The sequence below is a fragment of the Brytella acorum genome, assembly GCF_029309905.1.
Taxonomy (GTDB): Bacteria; Pseudomonadota; Alphaproteobacteria; order Acetobacterales; family Acetobacteraceae; genus Brytella; species Brytella acorum.
Genome location: NZ_JARBJP010000002.1, coordinates 272,976 through 297,908, shown reverse-complemented (window position 1 = coordinate 297,908; position 24,933 = coordinate 272,976). Strand labels below are relative to the sequence as shown.

Annotated in this window: 22 protein-coding genes; 10 read left to right on the top strand and 12 right to left on the bottom strand. The window is 61.5% G+C overall.

Features of this window, described 5'->3' with window-relative positions; genetic code table 11:
• Nucleotides 1–104: 104 nt before the first annotated feature.
• Nucleotides 105–1,031 carry a Tim44 domain-containing protein gene (locus PWM43_RS04675; protein ID WP_289841406.1) on the top strand — a complete coding sequence of 309 codons (927 nt, stop codon included), beginning with the start codon at nucleotides 105–107 and terminating at the stop codon, nucleotides 1,029–1,031.
• A gap of 151 nt (nucleotides 1,032–1,182) precedes the next feature.
• Here PWM43_RS04675 and PWM43_RS04670 read toward each other — a convergent pair whose 3' ends face one another.
• From PWM43_RS04670 to PWM43_RS04660, 3 genes are all read right to left on the bottom strand, one after another.
• Nucleotides 1,183–2,115: a heme o synthase gene (locus PWM43_RS04670; protein WP_289841405.1), complete on the bottom strand. Its 933-nt coding sequence runs from the start codon at nucleotides 2,113–2,115 to the stop codon at nucleotides 1,183–1,185.
• Nucleotides 2,112–3,320 (bottom strand): heme-copper oxidase family protein, encoded by a 1,209-nt coding sequence (locus PWM43_RS04665; protein WP_289841404.1) that lies wholly within the window; start codon nucleotides 3,318–3,320, stop codon nucleotides 2,112–2,114. Before PWM43_RS04665 ends, PWM43_RS04670 begins: the two co-directional genes overlap by 4 nt.
• 103 nt (nucleotides 3,321–3,423) lie before the next feature.
• Nucleotides 3,424–4,149 carry a class I SAM-dependent methyltransferase gene (locus PWM43_RS04660; protein WP_289841403.1) on the bottom strand — a complete coding sequence of 242 codons (726 nt, stop codon included), beginning with the start codon at nucleotides 4,147–4,149 and terminating at the stop codon, nucleotides 3,424–3,426.
• Nucleotides 4,150–4,351: 202 nt separating this feature from the next.
• On the opposite strand from PWM43_RS04660, the gene PWM43_RS04655 reads away from it, so the two are divergent.
• Nucleotides 4,352–4,549, top strand: a complete 198-nt coding sequence (locus tag PWM43_RS04655) for a hypothetical protein (RefSeq protein ID WP_289841402.1) — start codon at nucleotides 4,352–4,354, stop codon at nucleotides 4,547–4,549.
• A gap of 23 nt (nucleotides 4,550–4,572) precedes the next feature.
• On the opposite strand, the gene gshB is transcribed toward PWM43_RS04655, so the two are convergent.
• From gshB to uvrB, 4 genes are all read right to left on the bottom strand, one after another.
• The gene (gene gshB / locus PWM43_RS04650; RefSeq protein WP_289841401.1) at nucleotides 4,573–5,568 is read right to left on the bottom strand and encodes a glutathione synthase; all 996 of its coding nucleotides are present in this window, start codon (nucleotides 5,566–5,568) and stop codon (nucleotides 4,573–4,575) included.
• A 92-nt stretch (nucleotides 5,569–5,660) separates the two neighbouring features.
• On the bottom strand, nucleotides 5,661–6,185 hold the full coding sequence (gene greB, locus PWM43_RS04645) for a transcription elongation factor GreB (RefSeq protein ID WP_289841400.1): 525 nt from the start codon (nucleotides 6,183–6,185) through the stop codon (nucleotides 5,661–5,663).
• Nucleotides 6,178–7,083, bottom strand: coding sequence for an aldose 1-epimerase (locus PWM43_RS04640; RefSeq protein WP_289841399.1), 906 nt, complete (start codon nucleotides 7,081–7,083; stop codon nucleotides 6,178–6,180). Before PWM43_RS04640 ends, greB begins: the two co-directional genes overlap by 8 nt.
• Nucleotides 7,084–7,134: 51 nt before the next feature.
• Nucleotides 7,135–9,327: an excinuclease ABC subunit UvrB gene (gene uvrB, locus PWM43_RS04635; protein WP_289841398.1), complete on the bottom strand. Its 2,193-nt coding sequence runs from the start codon at nucleotides 9,325–9,327 to the stop codon at nucleotides 7,135–7,137.
• Between the two features lie 225 nt (nucleotides 9,328–9,552).
• Here uvrB and PWM43_RS04630 point away from each other — a divergent pair, with 225 nt between their 5' ends.
• The 7 genes from PWM43_RS04630 to PWM43_RS04600 all read left to right on the top strand — a co-directional run bounded on the left by PWM43_RS04630 (nucleotide 9,553) and on the right by PWM43_RS04600 (nucleotide 18,921).
• Nucleotides 9,553–12,777, top strand: a complete 3,225-nt coding sequence (locus PWM43_RS04630) for a TonB-dependent receptor (protein ID WP_289841397.1) — start codon at nucleotides 9,553–9,555, stop codon at nucleotides 12,775–12,777.
• A 92-nt stretch (nucleotides 12,778–12,869) separates the two neighbouring features.
• Complete coding sequence (locus PWM43_RS04625) at nucleotides 12,870–14,390, top strand: S10 family peptidase (RefSeq protein ID WP_289841396.1); 1,521 nt, start codon at nucleotides 12,870–12,872, stop codon at nucleotides 14,388–14,390.
• 193 nt (nucleotides 14,391–14,583) lie between these two features.
• Entirely contained in the window at nucleotides 14,584–15,579 is a 996-nt protein-coding gene (gene trpS / locus PWM43_RS04620) for a tryptophan--tRNA ligase (protein ID WP_289841395.1), read from the top strand.
• 46 nt (nucleotides 15,580–15,625) lie between these two features.
• Nucleotides 15,626–16,042: a secondary thiamine-phosphate synthase enzyme YjbQ gene (locus PWM43_RS04615; RefSeq protein WP_289841394.1), complete on the top strand. Its 417-nt coding sequence runs from the start codon at nucleotides 15,626–15,628 to the stop codon at nucleotides 16,040–16,042.
• 356 nt (nucleotides 16,043–16,398) lie between these two features.
• On the top strand, nucleotides 16,399–16,872 hold the full coding sequence (locus PWM43_RS04610; protein ID WP_289841393.1) for a MarR family winged helix-turn-helix transcriptional regulator: 474 nt from the start codon (nucleotides 16,399–16,401) through the stop codon (nucleotides 16,870–16,872).
• 39 nt (nucleotides 16,873–16,911) lie between these two features.
• Entirely contained in the window at nucleotides 16,912–17,478 is a 567-nt protein-coding gene (locus tag PWM43_RS04605; protein ID WP_289841392.1) for a cysteine hydrolase family protein, read from the top strand.
• 141 nt (nucleotides 17,479–17,619) lie between these two features.
• Complete coding sequence (locus PWM43_RS04600) at nucleotides 17,620–18,921, top strand: MFS transporter (protein ID WP_289841391.1); 1,302 nt, start codon at nucleotides 17,620–17,622, stop codon at nucleotides 18,919–18,921.
• Nucleotides 18,922–18,987: 66 nt separating this feature from the next.
• Here the strand turns inward: PWM43_RS04600 and PWM43_RS04595 are convergent, their stop codons facing one another.
• The 5 genes from PWM43_RS04595 to PWM43_RS04575 form a co-directional block, all read right to left on the bottom strand.
• On the bottom strand, nucleotides 18,988–20,205 hold the full coding sequence (locus PWM43_RS04595) for a lipase family protein (RefSeq protein WP_456304633.1): 1,218 nt from the start codon (nucleotides 20,203–20,205) through the stop codon (nucleotides 18,988–18,990).
• Between the two features lie 98 nt (nucleotides 20,206–20,303).
• The gene (locus PWM43_RS04590) at nucleotides 20,304–21,059 is read right to left on the bottom strand and encodes a ribonuclease T2 family protein (RefSeq protein WP_289841389.1); all 756 of its coding nucleotides are present in this window, start codon (nucleotides 21,057–21,059) and stop codon (nucleotides 20,304–20,306) included.
• 4 nt (nucleotides 21,060–21,063) lie between these two features.
• On the bottom strand, nucleotides 21,064–21,912 hold the full coding sequence (gene fghA / locus PWM43_RS04585; protein ID WP_289841388.1) for an S-formylglutathione hydrolase: 849 nt from the start codon (nucleotides 21,910–21,912) through the stop codon (nucleotides 21,064–21,066).
• Between the two features lie 25 nt (nucleotides 21,913–21,937).
• Nucleotides 21,938–22,669, bottom strand: a complete 732-nt coding sequence (locus PWM43_RS04580; protein WP_289841387.1) for an SDR family oxidoreductase — start codon at nucleotides 22,667–22,669, stop codon at nucleotides 21,938–21,940.
• 115 nt (nucleotides 22,670–22,784) lie between these two features.
• Nucleotides 22,785–23,900, bottom strand: coding sequence for an S-(hydroxymethyl)glutathione dehydrogenase/class III alcohol dehydrogenase (locus tag PWM43_RS04575; RefSeq protein ID WP_289841386.1), 1,116 nt, complete (start codon nucleotides 23,898–23,900; stop codon nucleotides 22,785–22,787).
• Between the two features lie 135 nt (nucleotides 23,901–24,035).
• Between PWM43_RS04575 and PWM43_RS04570 the strand changes: the two genes are divergently transcribed.
• Nucleotides 24,036–24,911, top strand: a complete 876-nt coding sequence (locus PWM43_RS04570) for a bestrophin family protein (RefSeq protein WP_289841385.1) — start codon at nucleotides 24,036–24,038, stop codon at nucleotides 24,909–24,911.
• Nucleotides 24,912–24,933 lie beyond the last annotated feature (22 nt).

Genomic DNA, 24,933 nt, shown 5'->3' with positions numbered 1-24,933 from the left:
TCGGATGACATCATTTGAACCGGTCACGGCGCTTTCAAAAGAGTAAGATGGAACCGGCTCGGGAAACGAAGGTTTTCGGAGCGTGTTCTGGACCGGAGTTATTCATGCGTCTGCGCATTCTGTCACCTGTTGCCCTGACCTGTGTCGCCCTGACCTGCGCCGCCACCGCGCTGACACCCCTGGCCGAGGCACGGCCAGGCAATGGCTATTCCATGGGAAGCCGTGGAGGCCGCACTTATAGCGCCCCGCCTTCGACCGCCACGGCGCCCGGCTACGCCCGTCCCATGGATCGCTCGTTGGCTCCCTCTTCAGCACCGATGCCGAGTTCGCGCCCCTATCCCTACGGTGCTCCGTCGCGTCCGATGATGGGTGGTGGCTATGCCAACCGCCATCCCTTCATGACAGGATTTTTCGGTGGTTTTCTGGGCGCCGGACTTTTCGGCCTGCTGAGCGGTCACGGCTTTTTCGGCGGGTTCGGCGGCGGCGGCTCGATGATCGGCTTCCTTTTCCAGGTGCTCGTTTTCGGAGCCATCTTCGTCTGGATCCTCCGTCGTCTTGGCGCGGCGCGCGGCGCTGGAGTACGGAACATGGGCGGCGCGCCTTCGTCCCCATACGGCCAGGCTCCGGTAACGGTCACGCCGGACGATTACCGCGCCTTTCAGCGCCTGCTGGTGGATATTCAGGCGGCCTGGAGCGCCCAGAATCTGAATGCCCTGTCATCGATGACGACGCCGGAAATGGCTTCGTATTTCAACGAGCAGCTGAGCGACTATGCAAGCCGCGGTGCACGCAACGTCACGTCGAACGTCCGCTTCCTTCAGGGGGATCTCTCCGAAGCCTGGAGAGAAGGCAACCTCACCTATGCGACGGTCGCGATGCGTTACAGCCTGATCGATGTCACGACGGACATGATGGGGAACGTCATTGATGGGAGCACGACGACGCCGGTGAACGTGACCGAGCTGTGGACCTTCCTGCGGGCGGATGGCCGTGGCAACTGGGTGCTTTCCGCCATTCAGCAAACCACCTGAACCCTGCGGCGCCATAAAAAACGGGTTCGCATAACGACGCCCGTTTTTTATGTATGCATGAGGGTGATGGCGTAGAGAATAACGACCACAAGCCCGATCGCGCCGAGAAGGCCATAAATCCGGCCGCGCCGGTTGGACTCTTTCCGATCACTCATGGAAACAGGACCCGATCGACCAGAAGACCGAGAAACAGGAAAAACAGGTATGCCAGGGAATAACGGAAAGCCAGTTTCGCGGGACGATCGCCGGTCAGGCTGACGCCGTGGGCATCCTGCTTGTCCGTCAGGACGCGCCAGGCGAAATAGATGAAGCCCGCGTCCATGGCGATGGCCGTGACCATGTAGATCTTGCCGCAGAGATGCATGACGCAGGGGATGGCCGTCACCGCGGACAGAATGAAGGTATAGACGAAGATGTTCCAGCGCGTATGGCGCGCGCCCTTGACGACCGGGAGCATCGGAATCCCGGCGCGCGTGTAGTCCTTGCAGGCATAGAGAGAAAGAGACCAGAAATGCGGCGGGGTCCATAGAAACACGATGGCGAACATCACGACCGGCAGAACGGCCATATCGCCCATCGCGGCGGCCCAGCCGATCATCGGCGGGAAAGCCCCGGCCGCGCCACCGATCACGATATTCTGCGGCGTGCTGCGCTTGAGCCACATCGTATAAACGACGGCGTAGAAAAAGATCGAAAACGCCAGGATTCCGGCGGCAAGCGCATTGCTGGCCAGCCACAGGACGACCACCGACAGAACGGACAGCGCCACGCCGTAGATCAACGCGGAATCCGGGTTCATGCGGCTGTCCGGGATCGGCCTTACGGACGTGCGCTTCATGACCGCGTCAATATCGCGATCATACCACATATTGATCGCCCCTGCGGCACCGGCCCCGAGGCAGATGCAAAGCATGTCGATCAGCCCTTCCGGCACGGACGGCCAGCGCGGGGCCACCGCCATTCCCGCAACCCCGGTAAACACCACCAGAGAAATGACACGCGGCTTGAGAAGCGCGAACCAGTCCTTGAGCGCCGACCCGTCCGCAGGTGTGAGCGCCGGACCGGTTTCCAGTGCGGCGCTCATGCCACCTTACCGGACGCCGACATCACGCGGCGTCGAACCAGCATGATCAGCGACAGCGGGAGCACGTAAATCAGAGCCGCGCCGAGCAGCACGTTTCCCGCCGCACCATGCGCCGCTCCCGGCGCGACCAGCAGCCCAACGCCCCCCGCCGCAAGGAGAAAATGGCAAAAACCCATAACGCGCGGCACCGGAAGCGCCTCCACACGGTCAAACCATGCATAATAGCCCGCAAAAACCGCAAAAACCGCTCCGAACAGGGCTGCGGAATGTGCGGCCGAAGCACTTGCCCCTGTCAGCAGGGAGACCGATCCGGCCATACACAGCACCAGAGCGCCACAGGCCCAAAGGAGCGCGGAACTCGTATCCAGCCGCTCGCGCCAGAATGTCACACACCACAGGCCACCGGCGAGCAGCGCCGGAAGCGCGATCGCGAAAGGCATGATCCGGGCAGTGATGGCGCCATCGTGGTGCAACACGCCGTGAGTCCATGCGAGAGGCGCGACCGTCGCGAGTGCGGAAAGCGCTCCGACAAGATAGGGAGAAACCGTTCGGTCGTCCTGTCGCAACGCGGCGCCGACCAGCCCCAGTGACAGGACCAGCGAGAGCACGAGCATCGGGGGACGGCAGAATTCAAGAAGGGTTTCGAGGGACACGAATGTCGCGCTGCGCTGGATCAGCATGTTTGTGAGAAGGCCCGCGATGACGGGCGTGACGAGCACGACCATCGCGGCACCGAGACATTGAGACCATACAAAAACAGGCAGGTCCCGGAAACGCCCGGGCCGATCTTCAAGCACGGTCAGAATCGTACTGGCGGCGAGGCCACCCAGACCAGCGCACCACGACAGAAGTGCTACGACAAGGCCGTTCGGCGTGACGGGGCCACATCCTGCGAGCATCGCGCCGACTGCAAGCATGACGGCGCTGAAACGGTCCAGCGCAGGCAACGTCATCTGTCCACCGCTCATGCGTGCGGGAAGAAGCCACCGACCGATACCGCCCAGCAGAGCGACCGGCATCACGAACATATCCAGCAGGATCCCGTGACGCAGAGGAAGGGCCTGGCTGTCGGCGCCCGTCGCGGAGACGACAAAGCCCAGCGTGCCCCCGATGAGGCCGCACAGAAGCGCAAGCCCCAGAAAAAACGCACCGTCGGCCCATTGGGTCGGCTGTGAGACGCCTGTCGGTTGTTTCGGCTGCCTCAAAAACCTCGTCCTCTTCAAATCGATACCAGGATCTGCGCTTCGCGAATCAGCCGATCGTTGAGCATAAACCCGCAGCGAGATGCAAAGGAATTTCCTGTCATGTTCAGGCCACGAGGGCTTCCGCACCCTCCCGCGTTTCACCATGCGGCAGAGTTACGAGCGTAAACAGTCCAGCCGGCGGGACCGGCATGATCGTGGCCCGTCGCAGGTCCTGGGGCGGCAGAAGCGATTCCATGGCGAAATCCGGATGCCACCCCAACGAGCGTGAAGCCCGCGCCATTCCGCGTTCCACGGCCAGCCGAACACCGCCCTGTGCGAGAAAATGGTTCACAAACAGGATGTAGCCGCCCGGTTTGACGACTCGCTTCAGCTCAAGCAGCAACTGCTGGGGATGAGGGACGACAGACGCCACGAACATTGCAACGGCGATGTCGAAACTCGCATCGGGGAATGTGGTCGCTTCGGCATCCATTTCCACCAGATCGTCGACGTTCGAAAGCTGCATCCGCACCACGCGTTCGCGCGCGCGGTCAAGCATGTCGGCGGACAGATCGATCCCCGTGACGGATTTTTCCTGCGTGTAAAACGGCAGAGCAAGGCCGGTACCAACCCCGACCTCCAGAACCCGCGATCCAGGCAGCGCATTGACGGCCGCTGCCGCGCGGCGGCGACCGAACGCGGAGATCCCCCCGAACACGCTGTCATAGACTTTCGCCCAGCGTCGATAGGCGGCCTTGACGGCTTCGGCATCGAGGGCGGAGCGCGGTTTATGCTGCCCCGGCTCGGAAATCTGGCTGGAGGCACCCCCCAGGGGCTTGGACTGGGTCATCAGGCTCCTCTCACGCGACGGCTATTCGGCAACTGGTCTGTTTCCCCATGTGACGCGTCGTCTCGCGCGCCATGTTCACACGTCTGCTTCCTGCGGACTACCGCATAAAGACGCGGATGACGAGAGGTGGTTTGCATCCCGGCCAATTCGGAAGGTATGACCTCCATCAATTCGGCCTCGGTTGGAGCGGAGAGAACGAAACATGACGACACTCCAGATTTTCATCTGTTTCCTGGCCATCTGCTTCTGGGGCGGCATGATCGGCGTGTTTTTCCGCACACCCATCACGGCCTGGTTCCATAACCGTTTCGGACGGGACAAGCCGCTGCTTCCACCCGAGGGCGAAATGCCGGAACCATTTTCCTTCAAGCGTCGGGAAGACGATCAGAAAAAATCCTGATCGCCGCCTTCCCGCTTCCTCGTTCAGGTGATTTGCAGACGCTTTTCGATGGCGTCCCAGATCAGCCCCGCACTGTTGATGTTTTCGAACCGGTCGAGTTCCTGCATGCCGGTCGGAGACGTGACGTTGATTTCGGTCAGCCAGTCTCCGATCACGTCAATACCCACGAAAATCAGACCGTTATCTCGAAGATAAGCTCCGATCGTCTCGCAGATTTCGGTGTCGCGCGCCGTCAGTTTCACGGCTTCCGCGCGCCCGCCCACATGCATGTTGGAGCGCGCTTCCCCGCTGGCGGGAACGCGGTTGATCGCCCCGATCGGCTGTCCGTCAGCCAGAATGATCCGCTTGTCGCCAAGACGGACTTTCGGCTCGTAGCGCTGGATCATCAACGGCTCACGTGAGCGGCTGAAATGCATTTCGAGCACGGACGCGAAATTTTCGTCATCGGCGCGAATACGGAAAATTCCGGCACCACCGTTTCCGAAGAGCGGCTTGATGATGATGTCCTTATGCTTTTCGCGAAACGCCGTGATGGCCTCACGATCCCACGTCACCAGAGTCGGCGGCATAAGTTGCGGATAATGCATCACGAGAAGTTTTTCCGGCGCATCCCGGACGGCACGCGGATCGTTGACCACCAGAGTTTTGCCGGACCCGACGCCATGCACATGTTCGAGCATATGCGTCGCCGTGATGTAGGCCATGTCGAAAGGCGGATCCTGACGCATCAGAATGACGTCCGTCTCGCCGAGATCCATGATCCGCGGCGCGTCGAAATGCGCATGGGCGCCACGCTGACGTTGCACACGCACCGGACGCACCGTCGCGGTCAGGCGTCCCCTGCCGTCCATGTCCGGCCTCTGCGCGCCTTCCTGCAGACGGAGGCTCCGGAAATCATACACGAACAGCTCGTACCCGCGCCGTGAAGCCTCAAGCATCATCGCAAACGTCGAGTCGCCATCGATGTTCACGTCTTCGAGAGGATCCATCTGGACGGCGATTTTAAGGGTCATGGACATTCAGCTCCCGAGAAGACCCGCCAGCCAGCGGCCAGCGTCAGAAAGGCTATCATCGGGCGACCTCCAGGGCATAGCAAGGTCGGCCCGCCGGATCAGACAACAGCGTCGGGCGACGCAACTGTTTCGGGATAGGCGATCTCGAGAATTTCGATCGCCCTGCCGCCGCCGGGTGTGGCGAGCGTGACCTCGTCGCCGACCCTGCTTCGCAGCAGCGCGCGTGCGATCGGCGAAACAAGGCTCACTTCGCCCCGCCCGATATCCACTTCGTCACAACCGAGGATCGTGACGCGATGTTCGCTGTCCGCTTCATCGACATATGTCACGGTCGCGCCAAAAAAGACCCGATCGCGCGTCGTCTGGGCGGCGGGATCGACGATGATGGAATCTTCGAGCCGCTTGCTCAGGAAACGAATCCGCCGATCGATCTCCCGCAGACGACGCTTGCCATAGATATAATCGCCATTCTCGGATCGATCTCCGTTCCCCGCAGCCCAGGAAACGATTTCGACGATCCTGGGACGCTCCTCACGGCAAAGCATTTTCAGCTCGGCCTCCATTCGGGCGGCGCCAGCGGGGCTGAGATAATGGGAGAGCGATGGTTTGGGCGGCTCAGCCACGGCGGTCCACGATTCGGAAACGTATGGTGCCGTTGACCCGCCCGCCCGGCGCGAGCACATGCAGCCCCCGTTCCATGACTTCGGAATGGTGGACCGCGTCACCCATGTTCGTTACGGGCTCGACCGCGACGAAGGGCTTGTCCGGAGCCGTGTAGACCACGAGATGCTGAAAGACCGGATCGGCTTCGATCCGCACGCTGAACTCGGCTTCACGTTCGGCGAGCTCGGCCTCGCCATCCCACCCCGAGAAGCAGTTATCGACGGACACATCCTTGAGATCGCGCGCCTTTTCGAACGACCAGCGAAGCCCGGCATCGTCGTCCAGCAGGAGATGCGTGGTCGGCACCTGCCCCGCTCCGTTCTCCCAGACACCGCGCGCCTTGAAGCCAAGCGTGGCCGCCGCGCCCTTGACGAAAAAGGGATGAAAACCAAATCCGACCGGCTGCGGCTTTTCATCGCGATTGACGACGACCATTTCGACGCTCAGCCCGTCTTCATGCAGCACGAACGACATGACGCAGCGATAGGCGAACGGCCATTCGCGCGCGCGCTCCTCGGTATCCGGCGTATGGTCGAACAGCAGAATGGCGCGATCCGGGTCCTGCTGAGCCACGGTCCATGCATGCGCCCATCCATTGCCATGAATGGCATTGCTCTCGCCGCCGAAATTCGGCGTAAGCGCGTAATCCTGCCCTTCGAACGAGAACCCGGCACCCGCGATCCGGCCTGAATAGGGCACCAGCGGATAGGCGGCGACGGCCTGGCCTTCGAACGCCGCAAGCCGCTCATCCGCCACGGGGCTCAGAATGTCGGCGTCGTTGACTTTCCAATAGGCGATGCTGCCCCCGGTCTCGGGAAGCAGTCCCACGCGATGCGTGCCTTTTGTCAGTTCGATCATGTTCGTGGTCCTTCTTTCCGCCGGTTTCTTATCGTGTGCCGCAGCCGCAGACTAACGCCGCCGCCCCTTTTTCTTTGCAGGATCGTAGCCGCCCCCGCCCGGTCCGAGCGGCCTGGGGACTCGCTCGCCCTTGCGCTTCTGAAGAGCCGCGACGGGAGGAGGTTCGATTCCGAGTTCGATGGCTTCGAGCCTGCGGACTTCGTCACGCAGACGCGCCGCCTGTTCGAAGTCGAGATTCGCGGCCGCTTCGCGCATGCGCTTCTCGAGATCCTGGATCGATACCCCCAGTGACTTTCCGACGAATTCCTGGGTATCGCCCTGAGCATCCGGCGCCACCGTGACGTAATCCTGCTCGAACACCGACGACAGGGCATCGCCGATTTTGGTCTTCACCGTTTGCGGAGTGATGCCATGCGCCTCGTTCCATGCCGTCTGTCGCGCGCGCCTGCGGGCGGTTTCGTCGATCGCGTAGCGGAGACTATCCGTGATCTTGTCCGCATAAAGCATCACGCGCCCATCGACGTTGCGCGCCGCGCGACCGATCGTCTGGATCAGCGACGTCTTGCTGCGCAGAAACCCTTCCTTGTCGGCATCGAGAATGGCGACAAGCGAGCATTCGGGAATATCCAGCCCCTCACGCAGGAGATTGATCCCCACCAGCACATCGAACGCGCCAACACGCAGGTCGCGGATGATTTCGATGCGTTCGAGCGTGTCCACATCCGAGTGCAGATAACGGACCTTGATGCCCGCCTCCCCGAGATATTCGGTGAGATCTTCCGACATGCGCTTGGTCAGCGTCGTCACGAGCACGCGACCGCCCTGCGCGATGGTGTGGCGTGCCTCGGCCAGCAGGTCATCGACCTGCCCTTCCACGGGACGGACGATGGTGACGGGATCGATCAGGCCCGTCGGGCGGATGACCTGCTCGGCGAAAACGCCGCCCGTCTGGTTCATTTCCCACGGGCCGGGCGTCGCACTGACGAAAAGCGACTGCGGACGGAAGCTGTTCCATTCGTCGAAGGTCAGAGGCCGGTTATCGAGGCAGGACGGCAGGCGGAACCCAAACTCCGAGAGCGTCTGCTTCCGGGCGAAATCTCCCCGCGCCATGCCGCCGATCTGCGGCACGGTGACGTGGCTTTCATCGACGATCAGGAGCGCGTCCTCAGGCAGATATTCGAACAAGGTCGGCGGCGGGTCGCCGGGACCGCGCCCTGAAAGATAGCGCGAGTAGTTCTCGATTCCCTTGCACGCGCCGGTCGTCTCGATCATTTCCAGATCGAAGGTCGTGCGCTGCTGGAGGCGCTCGGCTTCGAGGAGTTTACCGTCGGCGTTGAACTGCGCGAGACGGTCGCGCAATTCCTGCTTGATTCCGATCATCGCCTGATTAAGCGTCGGGCGCGGCGTGACATAATGGGAGTTCGCGTAAATGCTGATTTCGGCAAGATCAGCGGTTTTTGAGCCCGTCAGCGGATCAAATTCCGTGATTTCGTCGATCTCGTCGCCAAACAGGGAAACGCGCCAGGCACGATCCTCGTTCTGGACCGGGAAAATATCCACCTGTTCGCCGCGCACGCGGAACGTACCGCGCTCGAAAGCGGCATCGTTGCGACGATACTGCAACTCGACGAGCGCCTTGATGAGTCGGTCGCGGTCGATGCTGCCGCCCGCCTCCAGCCGAACGACCATGCGGGAATACGTCTCGACCGAGCCGATACCGTAGATGCACGACACGGACGACACGATGATGACGTCATTGCGCTCCAGCAGAGCCTGGGTCGCGGCATGACGCATCCGGTCGATCTGGTCGTTGATCTGGCTGTCTTTCTCGATATAGGTGTCGGACCGTGGAACATAGGCTTCGGGCTGGTAGTAGTCGTAATACGAGACGAAGTATTCCACCGCGTTGTCGGGGAAGAACTGCTTCATTTCCCCATAAAGCTGGGCGGCGAGGGTCTTGTTGGGCGCGAGAATGAGCGTCGGCTTCTGCGTGGCCTCGATGACTTTCGCCATGGAGAACGTCTTGCCCGATCCGGTGACGCCCAGAAGAACCTGATCGCGCTCTCCCTTTTCGATGCCACCCACCAGCTCGCCGATCGCCGTCGGCTGGTCGCCAGCGGGTTCGTAATCAGACTTTACGACCATGCGACGGGTTTTCGCCTTGGCCGGCTGCCGCTCGGGCTGGAAGCCGGTCAGGCGATGATCGGGGATGTTTTCGAGCGTGGAGCGGGCGCGACTGGACATGAAACGCAGATGGCCCTTCCCGGGCGGCTCTGCAAGCGTCTTTGGCGCCGTTTGTGCAGGCGGGAAGATTTCGACGCACCCTCTCCATTCATTTCAAATCCGACATAGCATGTTGCCATGTTGCAACGCTACGTCATGATAGTGCAACAAAGCGGCATGTTTTAATTGTGTCAAAAAATGTCCTTCTTATCGTTGGGGCATCACTGGATGCAGGATATTGTCTCAATGCAGCGCAAACGTGTCTTACGTCATCTCTCGTTGCTCACCACCGTCGCAGCGACATCACTTCTGACACTCTCCCCCTCCTTCGCCGCACAAAGCAACACGTCGACCCATAAGAAGACGCACGGCAAAACATCAGCGAAGTCAGCGGCTTCGTCGTCGACGACGGGGAACGCGCAAGCGCCCGCCACAGCTCCAAGCGCCGTTGCCGCCCCGGTTCCGGCGTCGACATCGTCACTTTCGGTGAAGTCCGCGGCGCTCAGAAAAGGGAAAACGCCTTCCAATAGCGAGCAGATCACCGTCGTCGGTTCGCGCCTGAGTCAGAACCAGATTTCCGACATGTTCCCGACCCAGACGCTGGGCGCGGAACAGATTTCCAAGCGCGGCTATACCAATATCGGCATGGCGCTCATGAATGAGAACCCGGCCTTCTCAACCGGCGACAACAGCCCTGTCGGCAGCCAGGGATCTTACGGGGCCGGTCAGTTCCTGCCCAACATGTTCAATCTCGGATCGCAACGCACGCTCAGCTTGGTCGACGGCATGCGCTTCGTGTCCGACGCTTCATCCTCTGTGTTCGGTACCGTCGCCGGTTCGCCGGTCGATGCCAGCGTCATCCCGACCTCAATGCTCAAGAACGTCACGACCATGGCCATCGGTGGCGCGCCGATCTACGGCTCGGATGCGATCGCAGGAACGGTCAACTATCAGTTGAACGACGATTTCCAGGGCGTCCGCATGAACGGTCAGGGAGATTTCACGCAGCGCGGCGACGGCGGCAGCTATCGCACCTATCTGCTCACGGGCACGCATTTCGACCATGATCGCGGAAAGATCGTGTTCGACGCGGAATATAACCAGCAGATGGGTCTTCCCGTCTCGGCACGTTCCAAATGGGCCGGTCAGGACCAGCAGACCTACCTTCAGAACGCCGACAGCAACGGCAAATATCAATATATTCTGGGGCGCGACTCGCGCAACATCACCTACTCGCAGAACGGAATCCCAGCACTCACGGACGGCATTCCTAACCTTGGCGGCCAAAACAACGTGGGTATCGCCAATGCCGCTGGCCAGACCCTCATGTTTAGTCCTAACGGCCAGAGCTTGATCCCACTGAACACAGGCATTCCTTCCGGCGATCAACTCGATGCGTTCGGGGGCAACGGTTATCCCAACAACGCATATGGGAATATCGTTTCGCCCCAGCAGCGTCTGAATCTCACGACGACCATTCGCTACGATTTCACGCAGCACCTGCACGGCATGATCGATGCCTTTTATCAGCAGGGACACGCGGAAGGCGCTGCAACGTCGGGGTACTACAATACCGCACTCTTCGGGTCCGCGATGGTCGGTGCCTCCGACCCGACGATCGGCAACGCTAACGGCAATCTCTATCTGAACACCAACAATCCGTTCCTCACGAGCGCCGAACGCTCGACGATCGTCAACGCGCTCGCCGCCAATGGTTTACCGACCGATCATTTCTATCTGTCGCGCAACAGCACCGATTACGCGCTTGAAAATTTCACCACCGATAACCGCCTGTTTCGTTTTGTCAGCGGTTTGAATGGCGATTTCGATGTCGGACATCGCAATTTCCAGTGGGAGGTAAAAGGCACTTACGGGCGCTCAATGGCCACCACCTACCAGCCCGAGCCCGTGACGCAGAATTACGAGAATGCCCTGAATTCCGTCGTTGGCGCCAACGGACAGATTACCTGTGCGCCGTATACGAACTCGACGCTGGCGACGATGTCCGAGACCTGTGCGCCGCTCAACCCGTTCGGCAACGGGCAGGCCAGCAACGCGGCCTATAGATACATCACGACCGAGAGCAGCCAGAACCAGCAGAACGCGCAGTTCGACATCATCGCCGACATCAAGAGCAAGATCGTCACACTTCCCGCCGGTGACGTCCGCTACGTCCTGGGCTATGAGCATCGTCGCGAGGATTTTCACTTCAATCCTGGCGCCTTCGAGCAGGGCGAAGCCATGAGCGACGGCACCTATCAGCCTTATGGCGATCTGATTCCGGTCATGCCGACCAGCGGCGCCTTCCACACGCATGAAGCCTTCGGCGAACTCGACGTTCCGCTCGTCTCGCCGAAAATGCAGGTCATGGGTGTCTATAACCTCGCCGCCCATGCGGCAGGTCGATATGTCTACAACTCCGTCACTGGTGGCTTCTGGACTTATTCGGCTGGTGGCGCCTACTCTCCGACGCGCGACATCACCTTCAAGGGCAACTACACCCGCGCCCTGCGCGCGCCGTCGATCACGGAGCTCTACTCGCCGCGTGGATCGAGCTATGACGATGGCGCCGATCCCTGCTCATCGGAGTTCATCTCTTCCGGTCCCAATCCGGCGATCCGGGCGGCGAACTGTGCCCGCGCCGGCATCCCGTCTGGCTTCCAGTCCAACATCAACAACTATACCGTTCTGGGAACGGTCAGCGGCAATTCGCATCTGCAGAACGAATCCGCGGACTCCTTCGAAGGCGGCTTCACCGCGACGCCGCGCTGGGTGCGCGGCTTCCAGCTCACCGCCATGTATACCAACATCCGCATCCGTCACGAGATCGAATCCCTTAGCGTTGGCGATCTCATGGCCTCGTGCTACGATTCTCCCTCGTATCCGAACGTGATCATCAGCGGGCAGAACATGTGCCAGCAGTTCACACGCGGTTCCAATCACCAGATCACGAACTTCAATGACGGATACTACAATATCGGCCAGCAGGAAATGCAGGGCCTCTCGGCCATGATGGCCTATTCCCTGCCGCTGCGCCGTCTTGGCCTGCCCGAGGATGCGGGCGAGGTTTCGACGACCGTCAGCTATATGCACTACATCAAAAACAGCAGAACCTATCTGGCGAACACCTATACCGAATTCGGCAATACGGCGACGCCGCAGGATCATTTCACGACCAACATCAATTACGATCGCGGCCCCCTCAGCTTCCAGTGGCAGATGATCTATTATGGCGGCGCCAAGTATCAGTTGAACGTCGCCGACGACGTGAACGAAAACCAGAACTTCAAGCAGTATTTCATGTTCAACACGACGATCGGCTATCAGTTCGCCACGCATTATCATGTCAATTTCATGATGAACAACGTGTTCGATGCGAAGCCGCAATATCCGTATGTCGGCTCGCTGCAGCGTTACTATGACGCGGTGATCGGCCGCAGCTTCAACATCGCCATCCAGGCGGATTTCTGATCCGTCGTTCAGGGAAGCCGACCTTTCGTGTCGGCTTCCTTATTTAATGTTACGTCATTGGCGCATGACGGTGGTTTCACTACGATCGCCCAATGATCCGACCCTCCCTTGCAGCACTGCTGCTCACCTCCGCCCTGCCCGTCGCCCTGTCGACCGGCTGGACGCCCGCCCTCGCTGCCGAAAAGACCGTCGAAAAGATCGCCGACAAACCGGCTGACAAGAAAGACGGCCTCGCCGGGCTGCTCCCGGCGGATTCCGTGACGCATCACAAGCTCACGGCAGGCGGCCATGTCATCAGCTATACGGCCCATGCCGGGACCGTGACGCTCCGCGACGACAAGGGCGAGCCATCTGCCAAGGTGTTCTACATCGCCTATACGCAGGATGGCGCGAGCCCGGCGAACCGCCCGGTCTCCTTCTTCTTCAATGGCGGTCCGGGGGCCGGTTCGGCCTATCTCAACCTCGGGGCGGCAGGTCCGAAAGTCCTGGAATTTCCCGCCAACAACCCGACGGACGGCGCGAACGGCAAGCTCGTCGACAATCCCGACACATGGCTTCCTGCCACCGATATGGTTTTCATCGATGCTGTCGGCACCGGCTACAGCCGCCCGCTCGACGACGAAAAAGCCGCCAAACTCTATTACGGCGTGAAGGAAGACGCGTCGGCCTTTGCCAAGATCATCCAGCTCTGGACCGGCGATAACGCGCGACAGGCATCGCCCCATTATCTCGTCGGCGAGAGTTATGGCGGCGTGCGCTCCATTCAGGTCGCCAATGCTCTACAGGAAGAGCAGAACCTGATCGTCAACGGCATCGTCATGATCTCGCCCGCCATCGAAATGAACTACATCACCGGCAACAATCCGCTGGGCGCGGCGATGATCCTGCCGAGCTTCATCGCCTCCCATCTCGACGAAACGCATCAACTGACGCCGGAGGCCGTCGATGCTGCCTACAGCTACGCGCTCGGCCCCTATCTGAGCACGCTGGCCAACGTTCCACCCAAGGGCGAAGCCGCCACGAAATTCTATACGGAAGTTTCGCAAAAAACGGGTATCCCCGAAGCGGTCGTCGCCAAACAGAGCGGCGCGCTCGATCCGATGTCCCATGACGTGCGCTCGCGCGACGGTCGTCTGCATGGACTGTATGACTTCACGCAGACCATCGCCGATCCGTACCCGGATGGCATCGATAACGAGAACAGCCCGGAAATGACGCTATCCGGCTTCGGTCGCGCCTATGGCAATGCGTTTACGGGCTACGTCGCCAATGAACTGGGCTTCAAAACAGAGCTGACCTACGAACTTCTGAGCATGAAGGTGAACGGTTCGTGGAATTACGGACCGCATGGCTTCCTGACCGAGCAGACGCCGGTCCTGCGCAAGCTGCTCGCCCTCGATCCAAGTCTTCATGTGTTCGTCGCCAACGGATATTTCGACATGGCCTGCCCCTTCGGCACCAGCCGCTGGACGCGCGATCATATTCCGGTGGGCGCGGACCGGATCAGCCTGCATCTCTATGCGGGGGGCCACATGCTCTACGCGCGCCCCACCAGCCGCAGCGCGCTGTGGCATGACGTGAGCGCCTATTACGCGGCCCAGAACAAGGGTTGATCCACGGCCCCGCAAGAATGCCGTAAGCTGCTGAATCCCGGTTTCAGCGTGCGCCGTTTCCGGGATGGCGGCGCCACGGGGCGCGGAAACGCGCCTCGCAGCCCGGTTCGGAAGCTTCCGCATCCGCGAAATCGTTTCATCGCATTCTTCGAGCCCATTGACCGGGCGGCCAACCCGTCCGAAAACACCGGCTATGCAACGCGTATTTTCCGGCATTCAGCCGACCGGTGTCCCGCAGCTTGGCAACTATCTCGGCGCGATCCGTAACTGGGTCGCCCTGCAGAAGGATCACGAATGCATTTTCTGCCTCGTGGACATGCATGCGCTGACCGTCTGGCGTACACCCGAAACGCTCCGTCAGGACACATTCACGCAGACGGCGTGCCTGATCGCTTCGGGCATCAATCCGAAATCGCAGATTCTCTATAATCAGTCCGCCGTTTCGGCTCACGCGCGGCTGGGCTGGATCTTCAACTGCGTCGTCCGCCTTGGCTGGCTGAACCGCATGACCCAGTTCAAGGAAAAAGCGGGCAAGGATCGCGAGGCGCACTCCGCGGGCCTTTATATCTACCCATCCCTCATGGCGGCGGACATTCACGCCTTCCACGCGACGCGCGTTCCGGTCGGCGACGATCAGCGGCAGCATCTCGAAATTGCGAATGATATCGCCGAGAAGTTCAACCACGATTACGAGGTCGATTTCTTCCCGACGATCGAGGCCCTGATCCCCCCCGAGGCCGCGCGGGTCATGAGCCTGCGGGACGGCACCAAGAAAATGTCCAAATCCGATCCGTCGGCGCAGTCGCGCATCGAACTGACCGACACGGCGGACGAGATCGCGCTCAAGATCCGCCGCGCCAAGACCGACGCCGAGCCGCTTCCGTCTGAAGAGGAAGGCCTCGAAAGCCGTCCCGAGGCGCGCAATCTGGTGACGATCTACGCCGCCCTGTCAGGCGAGAGCATGGCTCAGGTTCTGGCCCGTTTCGGAGGATCGGGGTTTGGCCCGTTCAAGACCGCGCTGGCGGACCTGCTGGTGACGCATATCGGGCCGGTCGGCGACGAGACCCGTCGACTGCTTCAGGCGCCGGACCATTTGCAAGCCGTGCTGCGCGACGGCGCCGAACGTGCGAACGTGATCGCCGAACCGATCGTGCGCGAAGCGGAACGCCTCGTGGGTTTTCTCCGTTAACTCCTGAACACAGCCCCCGCGCGGGGCATGAACGGGATGGATCCTCATGCACCAGGCTTTCACGCGGCTTTCCTTCACCACCCGCGGCAAGGGCCTGACCCTGATCACGCACAGGGTCTGTGACTGGGTGCGCGAAACAGGCATTGAAAACGGCCTGCTGACGTTGTGGTGCCGCCATACCTCGGCGTCGCTGACGGTCCAGGAAAATGCCGACCCGACGGTGCGGCAGGATATCGCGTCATTTTTTGACGACCTCGTCCCTGAAAGCCGCAGCTATATCCATGATTATGAGGGGACGGACGACATGCCGGCCCATCTGCGCACGATGTTGACTGATATCCAGCTCAGCATTCCTGTTCTGGACGGGGAGCCAGTCCTCGGCACCTGGCAGGGTCTCTACCTTTTCGAGCATCGGAGACAGCCGCATCGACGCGAAATCGTGCTGCATCTGCTGGGCGAATAAAGACCCCTCCGATTGTGGAGGACATCATTCATGTTCCCGTCAATGCAGTTCATATAATTGGCGAAATTCAGAACACGGCCATTGTTGGATTCATCGCAATCCGGCAGCACGATTGCTCTTAAGGATGCGCCATGGTCGACGCGGTGATCGTGAAAGTTCACTGTCATGGTCCAAGCTTTTAAAATGTGCGGACACCGCGCTCCATACGGCCCAATGGAGGTGTCGCGACCGGATCATGATCGGGCCAGCCGGAACATTCCTTAATCGTTACGGCCTTTCGGTCGGTCACAGACGTCCACCCCGCTTGGTTCATCACGCATATAATAAGCTTAGGTGATAAGTTTGGCTTTCAATATATGGCGAAACGCTATAATCTCGAACGTATGCCACCATCACTTCTTTCCACCCCGACCGCCGCGAAAGCGGCCGAAGAGCTCAGAGGCCTGATCGGACGTCTGAAGCGCCGCCTTCGTGAGCAATCCAATGTCGGCGACTTCACGCCGTCCCAGATCGCCGTTCTTGTCCGTCTGGAGAAAAACGGACCGGCGACGGCTTCCGGCCTGGCCCGCGCCGAGGCCATGCGTCCCCAGTCCATGGGAAAGATCATTGCGGCGCTCGAAGCGGAAGGCATGATCCGCGGCGAGCCCGATTCCACCGACGGTCGCCAGACCATTCTCGACCTTACGGAGACATCTCGGGCGTGGATCGTCGAGGGACGCGCGGCACGCCAGGACTGGCTGAGTCGCAGGATCGAGCACTATCTGTCGCCGGATGAACAGGCCCGCCTGCTGACAGCCCTCGCGCTCATCAGAAAGGTCGTGGACGACTGACGGATGACGACAGTTCACCGCACCTGAAGGGATCACGTCATGACCATTTCACAAATTGATCCAGAGACGGCCCTGATCGTCGTCGATCTCCAGAAAGGGCTTATCGGCTATCCCTTTGTGCATCCGATCGCTGACGTCCTCCGGCACACACGCACACTGCTGAAAGTTTTTCGCGCGCGCGGACTGACCGTGGTGCTGGTCAATGTCACGGGAGCCGCACCTGGCCGCACCGAGCAGCGTCCTCGGCTCGACAGCCCGCTGCCGAGCGGGTTTGCGGATTTGATCGACGATCTGGACCGTCAACCCGGTGACCTCGTCATGACGAAGCAAAGCTGGGGCGCGTTCGCCACGACGGATCTTGAAGCACGGTTGAAAGCCGCGGGCGTCACGCAGGTCGTCATCTGCGGCGTCGCGACCGGAACTGGCGTCGAAGCCACGGCGCGTCAGGCTTACGAACTCGGTTTCAATGTGACGCTGGTATCCGACGCCATGACGGACACACGGGCCGAGGCTCATGAATACAGCCTCAACCATGTTTTCCCACGGCTCGGCGAACGCGGCACTGCCAGCGAAATCATGACCGCGCTCGATACGAAGGCAGCATGACATGCTGGTCGTTCATGTGGACGCGCCCGACGACGCCGTTCCACAGGAGCCCGTCGCTTGTCGTCGCGGGATCGTCCTGATCTCTCCCGGGTTCTCTCCTCGTCTCGACGACCTACGGGGCGACGATCCGTCAGCGCGGACATGAACGCGTCGATCCTCCGTGTGATCCGGCCTCTCAGCCATTTCAACTATCGTATCTGGGCGATCGGAGCGCTCGTCTCCAATATCGGCACATGGGTCCAGAGAACCGCGCAGGACTGGCTCGTCCTCACCGGGCTTACGCATCACAGCGCGTCCGCGGTCGGCACCGTGATGGCCCTGCAGTTCGGCCCGCAATTCCTGCTCCTGCCATGGACGGGCGTCGCCGCCGACCGCTGCAACAAGCGTCACCTGCTCATGGCTACCCAGGCGATCATGGGTGCGCTCGCCCTCATGCTCGGCATTCTGACCGTCACCGGTATCATCCGCCTGTGGGAGGTCTATATCTTCGCCGCCCTCTTCGGCTGTGCCGCCGCATTCGACGCTCCTGTACGCCAGACTTTCGTTGCCGAACTCGTTGGAGACGCTGAACTGCCTGCGGCTGTCGGTGTGAATTCAATGTCCTTCAATGCGGCCCGCATGATCGGACCGGCCGTCTGCGGCATCGTCATCGCATCCATCGGTACGGGCTGGGCTTTCCTGACCAATGGGGCCTCTTTTCTCGCGGTGCTGGGTTCGCTCGCATTGCTGCGGGTTTCCGAGCTTCATCCGCATGCGCGCAGCCACCATGGCAAAGGCGCGTTCGTCGAAGGGCTGCGCTACGTCTGGGCGCGCCCAGACCTGAAAGCCATCCTTGCGATGCTGTTCCTGATCGGAACATTCGGGCTGAATTTCCCGATCTTCACGGCGACGATGGCCGTGAAGGTCTTTCATGCCAATGCGAAAGAATATGGGCTCCTCTCGTCCATCATGGCTGTCGGAACGGTCGTAGGGTCGTTCCTCAGCGCGGGGAGCGGGGAGGCGCGCTTTCGCGCGCTGATGACGGGCACGCTGGTCTTCGGGACGGGATGCACGCTGGCGGCGCTCGCTCCCAGTTACTGGCTTTTCGCGATCACGCTGACCATCATCGGCGTCGCGACGCTCCTTTTCACAAGCACCACGAACAGCGTCATGCAGCTTACGACCGAGCCGTTCATGCGGGGTCGCGTCATGGCGCTCCGGGTCGGCATCGCGCTCGGCGGCGCGCCCATCGGCGCTCCGTTCGTCGGCTGGGTCGCGGATAGTTTCGGTCCGCGCTGGGCGCTCGGTGTGGGCGCGTTATCCGGATTTGCGGCCGCAATGATCGGCTGGCTCACGCTGCGCAAGCTCGACCTGCAACCGCGTGGAATGCCGGAACGCACACCCGGAGACACGCCTCCGCATCCTCCGCAAGCCACGGCCGCGCGCGCCGAACAAAACCCGTGACGCGACAGGTGCGTATTTTCCATGCGATCCCTCCGGACATACGAGAGAATCGCATGGACCGCGGCGTCAGTGATGAACTGGCGCGCAGGAAGACACGACGTTTCCGCCAGCCATGACAGCCGTCGTAAAAATCCTCGAGTCCGGGACGGACGCCATCACCGCTCCAGAATGATTCTCGGCCCTGTAGAGATGCGTCTGGACCACCGTGCCCGCCTTGCAGGCATCCCGGGCGAGAAGAAGCTGCCCTTCGGGTGAGACATCCCGGTCTTTCCCGCCGATGCCGATGAAAAGCGGCGTTTTCAGCCTGAGCGTCGGAAAGGCCATGGCGCGGAAAACCGGCGCCAGAGCCTTGCCCATATCTGGTGTAAACGCGTTTCTCTGGCTCAGGTGTTCGGTTTTCACCATGTCCAGCAAAGCGGGAAGACAGATGGAAGACGCGGCATGAAACGCGGCCATCGCCCTGGGAGTAAACGCTTGCGAGCCTTCGAAAGACGGGTCCAGGCCAGCTTGGGAAGCGCCCATCAACAGGGCATAGGCAACGAGCGGGTCAGCCTCGCCATTATCCCCTTTCTTGGGCGTCATCTTTTGCGCCCTGGCCAGCAGGGAGGCGGCAATCTGCGGGGTCATATACGGAATACCCGTCGCCACGGTCCCGCGGATCAGCAGCGCCGGTGCATAGTCCGGCGCAAAAGCCGTCGCCGCGAAGGCTGCGGCCGCGCCCTGCGATTGTCCGACGACCATGACTTCGTTGCGCAGGTCCGGCAGCGCCGAGAGCGCCGCGCGAATGCCATCGAGCACGCTATAGGCTTCCGCGCGCGCGTTCAGATAAGGATGCGTGCCTTCGCTGCCCAGCCCCTGATAATCGGTGGCGACGATCGCAAATCCGCGATGCAGCCATTCGGCGAGATAGGCCTGATCGCGCGCCGAATGGGGGTTGCGCGATGGCGCGCACTCATCCGCGATGCCGACCGTGCCATGTTCCCACGCCATGATGGGCCAGCCTCCGGCGGGGGCCGGACCGGAGGGATAGATCACCTCGCCCGTGACTGGCACGAGTCCCGATCCGCTCATGCCATTGGTCGAAAGATAGGTGATGGTCAGGGCTTCGCCAGCCCCCGGCACGCTGTCGACCGGTGCGAGAGCGGCCTTGCCCGTCAACTGGCCGGGCGCGGCGGAGATCGCGGCTGTCTGCGGAACCACAGAGGGCTGCGTCTCCTGGCAGGCGGTCAGGATCGGCATAAGAGCCCCGATCATCAGAACAGACAATCTTTTCACGCGTGACATTCCCCGATGTGGATATCCGAGGACGGCCATGGGGCCGTCCATTCCAGTCTGGCTCAGTACAGGACCGTCTGCTCGTGATGAATGCGTGACAGGCGGCCTCACCAGCGCGACAGCAGGAACCGGGTCGGACAGTTATCCTGTGCGTCGACAGCCGTCATGAAGGACGCCGCCTGGGGAAACGCATCGAGCCCATCAGGACGCAGGGTCATCCACAACTCGGTCAGGACCACACGCCCCTGATGGTCATAGCCGCAGCGAAGTTGCAGCGCGTGGGCCTGAGTATTCCCCGTGGCCTTGTCGAAGAAAGAGAGCAGATCCGCGTGAGCGATGACCGTGCCCTGACGGGCGTACATCCACGCGCCGACGGGAGAACGTGCGAATTTCTGGCGCAGATCCACGCCTTTGGCGAAGAACGGCCCCGGCGCATAGCCGAAACACCGCGCGTGCTTGTTCCACTCATGCGGCACCAGCGGCTGGCGCGTGTGAGGCACGATTTCCGCGAGCGTCGCGCTCATGGCGGCATCAAGGGGCGGCGACGCGGCGGGACCGGCATCCTCGAACAGGTCGCACCCTTTGCGCCACCATTCCTGAACCGGGACGCCCTTTTGCTCCAGCGTGTGCGGCTCCGAAGCCCATAATCCGTGCAGGCCGATCAACGGCGCTTTCGGCTGATCCGGCAGGCAGCCGCTCTCGGTCGAGCAGAAGCCGGGCTGCCAGCTCAGCGCCAGCGTGTCATGTCGGAAATCGGCATGCGTCACCGGAGAGAATGCGCTCTCTCCCGGACCGGCCTGTCGCGCGCCCTGAGACGCACAGGCCGCGAGCATGAGCATAAGAGGCCAGAGCAGGAATCGCATGGTGTTAACCCTTCAGCCCCACGGCATGATGGGCCATGTGGTCCTCGATGAATGTCTGGATGAACCAGTAGGAATGATCATAGCCGGGATGGCGGCGCAGACGCAGCCCCTGCCCCGCTCTGCTGGCGGCGGCCTCGAAAAGTTCCGGCCGGAGTTCGCGGTCGAGAAACTGGTCGCTCAGCCCCTGATCGATCAGGATCGTCCCCGGATGGGTGCGCCCGGCTTCCAGAAGCGCCGTCGCGTCCCATGCGCGCCAGTCCGCACGATCCTCGCCGAGATAGGCGGTGAAGGCTTTTTCGCCCCAGGGGACTGCGGCAGGATGCATGATGGGCGCGAAAGCCGACACGGTCTTCCATTTTTCCGGCGCGCGCAGGGCATGGACGAGCGCGCCATGGCCGCCCATCGAATGGCCCATGATCCCGCGACGTTGCCCGTCAAGCGGGAAATGGGCTTCGGTCAGAGCCGGGAGTTCGGCGGCAATATAGCTCCCCATCCGGTAATGTTGCGCCCAGGGAGCGGCCGTGGCGTCGAGATAAAATCCGGCCCCGGCGCCGAGATCGTAGGACTCATCCTCGCCCGGCGTTCCGGCCCCGCGTGGGGAGGTGTCGGTCGCCACGAGCGCGAGATTGTATTTCGCGGCGAACCGCACGGCATTGGCCTTGATGAAAAACGTCTCCTGCGTGCAGGTCAGACCGGCCAGCAGGTGGACGACGGGCACCGGCGTTCCGGAGAGCGCGATTTCCGGCAGAAAGACGCCGAAAGTCGCGTCCAGCCCGAGCGTTTCGGACGCATGGCGATAAAAGCCGAGCCGCCCCCGACAGCACAGTGTTTCGGACAGCGTCTCGATCGCCATGATTGTCTCCCTCAGATCGCGCGGTTCAGGCGCACAGACCGCCATCAACGGTCAGCGTCGTGCCATTGACGTAGCCGGCCTGGGGCGACGCGAGATAGCAGACCGCCGCCGCGATGTCGTGAACCTCACCGTACTGTCCGCTGGCGACGAAACCGCTGAGCATCGCCGCCCCCTCGCCCTTCGCCGGGTTCATCTCCGTGTCGATCGGACCGGGCTGCACGACATTGACCGTGATGCCCCGTTTGGCGACGTCACGCGCCACCCCGCGCGCGAAACCCGGAAGTGCGGCCTTGGTCGCGGAATAGACGGAAATGCCGGGGAACGGCGAACGCTCGCCGAAGGCCGAGCCGACATAGATCAGGCGACCGCCTTTGCCCATATGATGCAGGGCCTCGGCCGTTTCGACCATCACGGCACGCAGGTTGAGCGCCAGGGTGAGATCGATCTCTTCCGCCGTCATGGTGTCGATCGCGCCATGCGGATAACGCCCGGCATTGCAGACGAGCGCATCAATGCGCCCGAAAGCATTGACTGTCTCGGCGATCACGGCCCTGTTGCCCTCGATGGTGGCGGCATTCGCCTGAATGGCGATCGCCTTGCGCCCGAGAGCCTCGATGGCGGCCACCACCTCATCGGCGCGCGTCTTGTTGCCCGCATAGGAAATCGCGATGTCGAAGCCATCTCTGGCCAGAGACTGGGCGATGGCAGCGCCGATTCCGCGGCTGCCGCCGGTCACGAGGGCTACGCGCTGGGTCATGTCTCGATCCTCCGTTGCCGGGAGGCCGCCCCGATGGCCCAGCGTCCCGTCATGTTCAGCCGTGTTTTAACGGGACGACCGCTCAGCGCAAGGATCAAGGCCGTACCGTCTGACTTCAGTATTCGACGACCGAGCGGATGCTCTTGCCCTGCGTCATCAGGTCGAAGCCTTCGTTGATCTGATCAAGCCTGAGATGCTGCGTGATCAGACTGTCGATATTGATGCGTCCGTCCATGTACATGTCCACGATCTTCGGAACGTCGGTCCGGCCTCTCGCGCCGCCAAACGCCGAGCCGATCCACCGCCGTCCGGTCACGAGCTGGAACGGACGCGTGCTGATTTCCTGCCCGGCTCCGGCAACGCCGATCACGCAGGAAACGCCCCAACCACGATGGGCGCACTCAAGCGCCTGACGCATGAGCTTCACGTTGCCGATGCACTCGAATGTGTAGTCGGCGCCGCCTCCCGTCAGTTCGACGATATGGCCGACGAGATCGCCGTTCTCGCCAAGATCGGCCGGGTTGACGAAATGGGTCATGCCGAACTCGCGCCCGATCGCCTCGCGCGCGGGATTGAGATCCACGCCGATGATCTGACGCGCGCCGACCATTTTCGCGCCCTGGATGACATTCAGCCCGATCCCGCCGAGACCGAACACGACGACCGTCGAATCAGGTTCGACCCTGGCGGTGAACATGACCGCGCCAATGCCGGTCGTAACGCCGCAGCCGATGTAGCAGACCTTGTCGAAAGGGGCGTCCTCGCGAATTTTCGCCAGCGCGATTTCCGGCAGGACCGTGAAATTCGCGAAGGTCGAGCAGCCCATATAATGATGAACCGGCTTTCCTTTGTAAGAAAACCGTGAAGTCCCGTCGGGCATCAGGCCCTTACCCTGCGTGGCGCGGATGGAGGTGCAGAGGTTGGTCTTGCGCGACAGGCAGGACTTACACTGGCGACATTCCGGCGTGTACAGGGGGATGACGTGGTCACCCGGTCGCAGGGAGGTCACGCCGGAGCCGACTTCACGAACGATCCCCGCCCCTTCATGCCCCAGAATGGCGGGAAACAGCCCTTCCGGGTCGGCGCCCGACAATGTGAACTTGTCGGTATGGCAAAGGCCGGTGGCCTTGATCTCGACCAGAACCTCGCCGCTTTTCGGCCCGTCCAGTTGAACCGTATCGATCTCCAGAGGTTTACCCGCCTCGAATGCGATCGCTGCCCTGACGTCCATGCTGAAGGTTCTCCCACTGACCATCGATCAAGCATGCCATGCGACAAAGCATGACGAATCCGTCGGCAACAGTGTCTCATCGACCCGTTCCTGCCAAGATGCTCCCCTATACAACAATGAGAGGATGATCGCGTCTTGATCGTCGACAATCGTCATGGACTATGGATTCTCATGCGGGAAATCGCCGTCCCGCTCGTCATTCTCGCCATCTGGGACATCACGGTGGTGGTGGGCTATCAGATCTACCATCAGGAGTGGATGGAGCAGCCGACACTGCCCATCTCCCTGATGGGGTCGGCCCTCGCTCTCTTTTTGACGCTGCGCAACAATGCCGCCTATTCGCGTTGGTGGGAGGGGCGCACATTGTGGGGCGCCATCGTCAACAATACGCGATCCTTCGCCCGGCAGGCCGCGACGCTGCTGCGCGGACGACCCGATCTCGCCCAGGCCATGGCCGCCTATCCCTATCTTCTCCGCACGGCTCTTTCGGGCATCGAGCAGGGACCGGACGCCAAACGTCTCCTGAGCCCGGAAATGTACGAAAAAGTCATGTCGCGAACCAATAAGCCCAACGCGCTGCTTTACGAAATCGGGATCGAGACCCTCAGGGCAACCCAGAAGCTGGGCCTCGACGGCGCAACCCAGGGATTTGTGGATCGCATTCTCGCCGACCTGTCCAACGCGCAGGGCGGTCTTGAGCGCATTCGCAACACGCCTCTGCCCGTGCAATATTCCGCGCTGCCCCTGATGGTCACGCATCTGTTCTGCATCGTTCTGCCGCTCTCGACCGTACAGACGCTCGGCTGGATCACCCCGCTGGGTTCAAGCCTCGTGGGCTTCATCTTCCAGGCACTCGACAAGAGTGGCCGCGATTTACAGGCCCCCTTCCGCCCCGGCTCGCACGCTCTTCCGATGCTGGCGATGGCGCGAACGATCGAGATCGACCTTCTTCAGCCGATCGGAGCGCAGCCGGAACCGCCGGTTATCGCCAGAAACGGCGTTCAACCCTGAACGGGGTCCTGTGATCGGTCAT